Consider the following 5,568-nt stretch of genomic DNA (forward strand, 5'->3'; position numbering starts at 1 on the left):
TTTAATTTTTTCTTCTGCATATTTTTTTATTTTATAATTTGAAGCGTTAGGATGTTGTTTTTTGTATTCTGACTTATATTTTCTTTTAGTTTCATTTAAGAATGTTTTTATTTTTTCATTAATGTTTAATCTTAGGTGAAATATGCATTTTTGATGTATGAATCCTAATTTATCCATTATGTGGTCATAACTCTTTTTTAAATCTGTTATGATTGCTGTTCTCTTGTGTGAGGGAATATTTTCTTTTATGAATTTTTCTGTTGTTTCGTCTTTTTCATTATCGCTTAATAACTCTGCAACAGGCATTTTATGGATTAAATCAAACAGCACATGCCTATAATACCACGTACGCTCTACACTAATCCATTGAACATCATAACTATAATAACCAGATAATTCCAAATCAGAATTAACATAATATAAATTATCGGTTAAAATTAATGATTTTCTAACAGTTTCATGAGAAATAGTAATGTTGTTAAAGATTTTATGAAATCCTGAAATGTTTCTAAGTGAAACATTCTCTAACTCTTTAGATTTATTCGATTTACTTAGTGTATCTTTGTGAAAATGAGAATAAACATCATAATCATCTAAAAATTCAGTTTGAGAAAATGTGCAGCATTTTTTACAATAATATCTTTGAACTTTAACAATATTTTTTTCACCATCAGTTGTATAAAGCTCACGAGTATTATAACCAGTTTTAACAACTTTACGAGAATGACAATGCTTACAAAAAGGTTCATTGTATCCAAAAACACCATTACTACTTTCAAAAACTGATTTATCCAATGGTGCTTCGTGTTCTATCATCGAACTAAGATCATCAAAACCGAAAAATATAAGTTGTTCATCAGACAAATTACTAAATGGAGAAGCTTGTTTTTTGATTTGCATAATATATAATAAGTTTCTCCACTTATAAATAATTTTCTATTGCTTATTTTCAAAAATACCAAAGTAACATTTCAAGTGTAAAAAATAACCAAGTAACACAATCTTACAAAGTATTTAAAAGTTTCTGAAATTTAAACAGGAAAAACAAAAATCATAGAAAAAAATAGAAAAAATTTGAAAGAAAATTCAATCAACTAACTTTTTGACAGAGCCAATTTTTGACAGGAGTTCAACACATTGATTGAAAAACTGTGGTTGTAACTAAAAGAGTTAACATCACTGTGGGCAAATTGGCAACTAAACTCAGCGCTCCTAAAGTGACAACTACTTATGGAACCAGCAAAAACATTGTTGTGACTTTAAAGGATGCCAACGGTAATGTCTTGGCTAATCAAAAGGTCAGTGTTAAACTGAACAATGCGGTATATACCAAGGCCACTAAAGAAAAAGGACAGGTTTCAATTGCAGTTCCAAAAACATTAGCTGTTAAAAACGCATACACCGCAACAATAACATTTGCAGGCGACAATAATCATGCCAAATCAACAGAATCTGTAAAAGTGGTTGTAAATAATGCAACACCAAAATTAACTGCTAAGGCAAAATCATTCAAAAGAACAACAAAAACCAAAAAAATACACTGTTACTTTAAAAACAGATAAGAATGCTGCAATGAAAATGGTAAAAGTTACTATCAAGGTCAACGGTAAGACTTACAAGGCAACAACCAATTCAAAAGGTCAGGCTACATTCAAGATTACCAAATTGACCAAAAAAGGCAAATTCACAGCGTTAGTTAAATTTGCAGGTAACTCAAAATATAAAGCAGTAAGCAAAAAGCCAAAAATTTCAGTTAACTAAGTGGATTGATTTTCACTTATTTCTTTTTTTATTTTTCATTTTCACAAATACTTTTTTTAATCATTAAATCAAATATAATAAATTATATGGGGATTTAAATGAAAACTATTGTAATCAATGCAAGTCCAAGAAAAACATGGAACACTGCCGAGATAATGCAGTCCGCTCAAAAGGGTGCAGAATCAGTTGGAGCTGAAACAGAATATTTTAACCTGTATGATCTTGTTTTCAAGGGATGCAGAAGCTGTCTTGCCTGCAAACTTAAGGAAAAGACAAAAGGAAAATGCTACTGGAGAGATGATTTGACTCCTGTAATTGACAAGATTTTGGATGCGGATTGTCTTTTGATAGGCTCACCGATATACTTTGGCCAGCCTACAAGTGAATTCCGGGCACTCATTGAGAGACTGATATTCTGCATCATGTCATATGATGACGGTTCAAGCTACTTTACAGGTAAGGTAAATGTTGGAATATTCTACACCATGAACGCTCCGTTGGAGTTTTATGAACAGGCAATGAAGGACAGCCTTTCAACAACAGAATATCTTTTCTCCTTTTTACATGGCGAAATAGTAACTTATCCTGTCTGTGATACAATTCAGGTAAGCGACTATTCCAAATTCAACATGGCGGGCTTTTCACAGGAAGCAAAAGAAAAGCAGTGGATCTTGCAGTTTCCAAAAGACCTTGAAAAGGCATTTGAAATCGGTGCCGAATTAAGCAGGAAGTGAATTGATGAAAACCATAGTGATTAATGCGGGACCTAAAAGAAGGGACGTGAATGCGAAACTTGCACATTCTGCAGCTAAAGGTGCTGAGTCATCCGGAAGTGAAGTTGAGTTTGTTGATTTGTATAAAATCGATTTGCGGGGATGCATGTCCTGTTTAATCTGCAACAACAATGATGATGAGTGCAAATGTTACTGGAAAGATGAGATTTCACCGCTGATTGAGAGAATTTTAGATGCAGACAGTCTTATTATTGCTGCTCCGGTATTTTTTTCAGAGCCTACCAGCCATTACAGGGCTCTGATGGAGAGGCTGATATTCTGTATGGTATCGTATAAGATTGGAAACAAATTCAAAGGAAAAGTCAATGTAGGGCTTTTTTATACAGTTAACTATCCTCTGGATTATTTTGAAAAGTCAGTAAGGCCCAACTTGAAGCAGTCAGAAGACCTTCTTGAAATGTTCAATGGGGATGTTGAAATCCATACTTATCAAAACATCTCAAGGCTTACTGCAAAGGATGCAGAAATGCTTAAAGAAAAAGAAGAGCAACTTCAAAGGAATTTGGAAGAAACATTTGAAATTGGGGCTCGTTTGAGCCAATGACTTTTTTTTTAATATTTAAGAGTTACTGAAGTGCGACTTTACACAATTTCACACTTCAAAAAGATATATCTGAATTGAAAGCCAAGTATTAATTGGATTTAAATCCATGACTTGGCCAGTAATTTAACTTCTATTGGTGATGGTTTAATTTGGTGTATTGTGATTCATTTTTTTTAGTTATTGGCCAAGTCATATCATGACATTAACAATGTAATGCCTTCAACGATCATGATTATTCCAATTATTATTGCAACGTATATCGGTTGGGAAAGTGCAAAAGTCGCAAGCACTATTGCCAGGATTCCCATAAGCAATATGAATACTGAAGAAAACAAGGACACTCTGCTTGCTCTTGATATGATTCCGGTTATACCGAATGCAATCATGATGAATCCGATGATATAGGATTGGATACCTACAAGGAAGGATACTGCATCAATATAGAATATGAACAGGAATCCGAAGATAACAGCTATTAGTCCTATAATTATTGATATAAGAGGCATCATATTGTTCATTTCTCTTCTCATGTTGATTCCCATATAGATTGTTGTAATACCGAAAAACAGTAAACTCAATCCGACGATTAGGGAAACCAAGCCTGCTGAAAACATTGGAAAAATGATAAATATTAGACCAATAATTATTGATAAATAACCTGCTGATTTGTTTATATTCACAATGTCACCTCCGTTCGATTAAACTAATTTTATATATAATGAAAATACTATTTAAATTATGTCAGATTTTGAAGAGATAATAAATACACGAAGAAGCATTCGTGAATATGCCGAAAAAGAAGTAAATGATGAAGATATTTTAAAAATCATAAGGGCTGGAATGCAGGCTCCAGGTTCAAGGCTCGGAGCAGAACCATGGGAGTTTGTAGTAGTCAAAGATAAGGATACTCTTGCAAAACTTGGTGAAATCAAGCCGAGAGTAACCAAAGCTCCTGTAGCTATTGTATTGGTGGCCAACATTGAAAGGGCGTTTTATAAGACTGTATGGCAGCAGGACATGGGAGCTGCTGCAGAAAACATGCTGCTTGAAGCGGTTAATCTTGGTTTAGGTGCTTTATGGAATGGTGTTGCACCAACTGAAGAGAGAATGGAAGCTGTCGGTAAGATTATTGGTATTGATGACATAACACAAACAAAACCTTATTGTATTATCACAATAGGATATCCTGCTGAAGGCTGGGAAAACAAGTTCATGGACAAATTTGATGAAGAGCGTATTCACTATGAAAAATACTAAATACGATTTTGAATGTATAATTGAGAGAAAAAACACCAACTCGGTCAAATGGGATCTCTTTGATGATGACTATCCGATGTGGGTTGCTGATATGGATTTCCAGGTAGCTCCGCCAATTAGCGAAGCTATCCTTAAAAGGGCATCACATCCCGTTTTCGGATATTCCATTGTTCCGGATTCTCTCTTTGAGGCATATATCAGCTGGTGGGACAGACGATATGGTCTTAAGATGACTCGTGATGAGATGACATATGCAATTGGTGTTGTTCCGTCAATTTCGTCAATGATAAGGTGTCTGACAGATGTCGGTGACAATATTTTAATTCAGTCTCCGGTCTATCATGTATTTTTCTATGTTATCGAAGAGAACGAAAGAAATGTCGTTGAAAACGAATTGATATATGAAAACGGAGAGTACAGAATTGACTTTGACGATTTGGATGAGAAGTTGGCAGACTGCAGGCTGATGCTTCTGTGCAATCCCCAAAATCCTGTCGGCAAAATATGGTCAAAAGAGGACCTTAAACAGATTGGCGAATTATGCAAAAAGCATGATGTTATTTTGATATCTGATGAGATTCACTGTGATTTGGTTGACCCTGGAGTCAAGTATAATCCATTCATGACATCATCCGATTATGAAAATACTATCTTAGCTATATCACCTTCCAAATCTTTCAACATTGCGGGTTTTCAAAGTTCAGTTGTTTACAGCAAAAATAAGGAACTGTTGGAAAAAGTTGAAGCACAGCTTCACATTGACAATTCCGGCGCATGCAATGTATTTGCAGTAAGTGCCGTTGAAGCTGCATACAATGAGTCTGAAGACTGGCTGGAAGAGCTTAAGGAAATTCTATATGAAAACAAGCAAATCGTTAAGGATTATCTTGAAAATGAACTTCCTGTTGTAAAGCTAGTTGACTGTGATGCAACATATCTTTTGTGGTTGGACTGTTCTGATTTGAATGTTTCCTCAAAAGTATTATGTGAGTTTTTAAGGGAAAATCAGGGAGTATTTCTATCTGCCGGAAGTGATTTTGGCCAGTGCGGCGATAAGTTCTTAAGGTTGAATATAGCTTGTCCTCCAAAATTGCTTAAAGAAGGTTTGGACAGGTTCAAAGCTGGTGTAATAGCTTTAGATAATATCAATAGGTTGTCTAAAAATATTTAACTATTTTTTTTACTTTTTTTTAAACTTTTTTTTAATTTTTT

General features: G+C 34.2%; 8 protein-coding genes. 6 read left to right on the forward strand and 2 right to left on the reverse strand.

The window, feature by feature from the left end; translation table 11 throughout:
• Positions 1-900 (reverse strand): hypothetical protein (locus ACKI2P_RS00060; RefSeq protein ID WP_407374055.1); only part of this gene is annotated, 900 nt, incomplete at its 3' end.
• Between the two features lie 290 nt (positions 901-1,190).
• Here ACKI2P_RS00060 and ACKI2P_RS00065 point away from each other — a divergent pair.
• From ACKI2P_RS00065 to ACKI2P_RS00080, 4 genes are all read left to right on the forward strand, one after another.
• Entirely contained in the window at positions 1,191-1,562 is a 372-nt protein-coding gene (locus ACKI2P_RS00065; protein ID WP_407374057.1) for a hypothetical protein, read from the forward strand.
• Positions 1,563-1,578: 16 nt separating this feature from the next.
• Positions 1,579-1,761, forward strand: a complete 183-nt coding sequence (locus tag ACKI2P_RS00070; protein WP_407374058.1) for a hypothetical protein — start codon at positions 1,579-1,581, stop codon at positions 1,759-1,761.
• A gap of 98 nt (positions 1,762-1,859) precedes the next feature.
• Positions 1,860-2,495 carry a flavodoxin family protein gene (locus ACKI2P_RS00075; protein ID WP_407374060.1) on the forward strand — a complete coding sequence of 212 codons (636 nt, stop codon included), beginning with the start codon at positions 1,860-1,862 and terminating at the stop codon, positions 2,493-2,495.
• 4 nt (positions 2,496-2,499) lie between these two features.
• Complete coding sequence (locus ACKI2P_RS00080; RefSeq protein WP_407374062.1) at positions 2,500-3,099, forward strand: flavodoxin family protein; 600 nt, start codon at positions 2,500-2,502, stop codon at positions 3,097-3,099.
• Between the two features lie 194 nt (positions 3,100-3,293).
• Here the strand turns inward: ACKI2P_RS00080 and ACKI2P_RS00085 are convergent, their stop codons facing one another.
• Positions 3,294-3,779, reverse strand: a complete 486-nt coding sequence (locus ACKI2P_RS00085) for a DUF308 domain-containing protein (protein ID WP_407374064.1) — start codon at positions 3,777-3,779, stop codon at positions 3,294-3,296.
• A gap of 58 nt (positions 3,780-3,837) precedes the next feature.
• Between ACKI2P_RS00085 and ACKI2P_RS00090 the strand changes: the two genes are divergently transcribed.
• Positions 3,838-4,356, forward strand: coding sequence for a nitroreductase family protein (locus tag ACKI2P_RS00090; RefSeq protein ID WP_407374066.1), 519 nt, complete (start codon positions 3,838-3,840; stop codon positions 4,354-4,356).
• On the forward strand, positions 4,325-5,527 hold the full coding sequence (locus ACKI2P_RS00095; RefSeq protein ID WP_407374067.1) for a MalY/PatB family protein: 1,203 nt from the start codon (positions 4,325-4,327) through the stop codon (positions 5,525-5,527). Before ACKI2P_RS00090 ends, ACKI2P_RS00095 begins: the two co-directional genes overlap by 32 nt.
• Positions 5,528-5,568: the final 41 nt, after the last annotated feature.

The sequence above is a fragment of the Methanobrevibacter sp. genome, assembly GCF_045541095.1.
GTDB lineage: Archaea > Methanobacteriota > Methanobacteria > Methanobacteriales > Methanobacteriaceae > Methanocatella.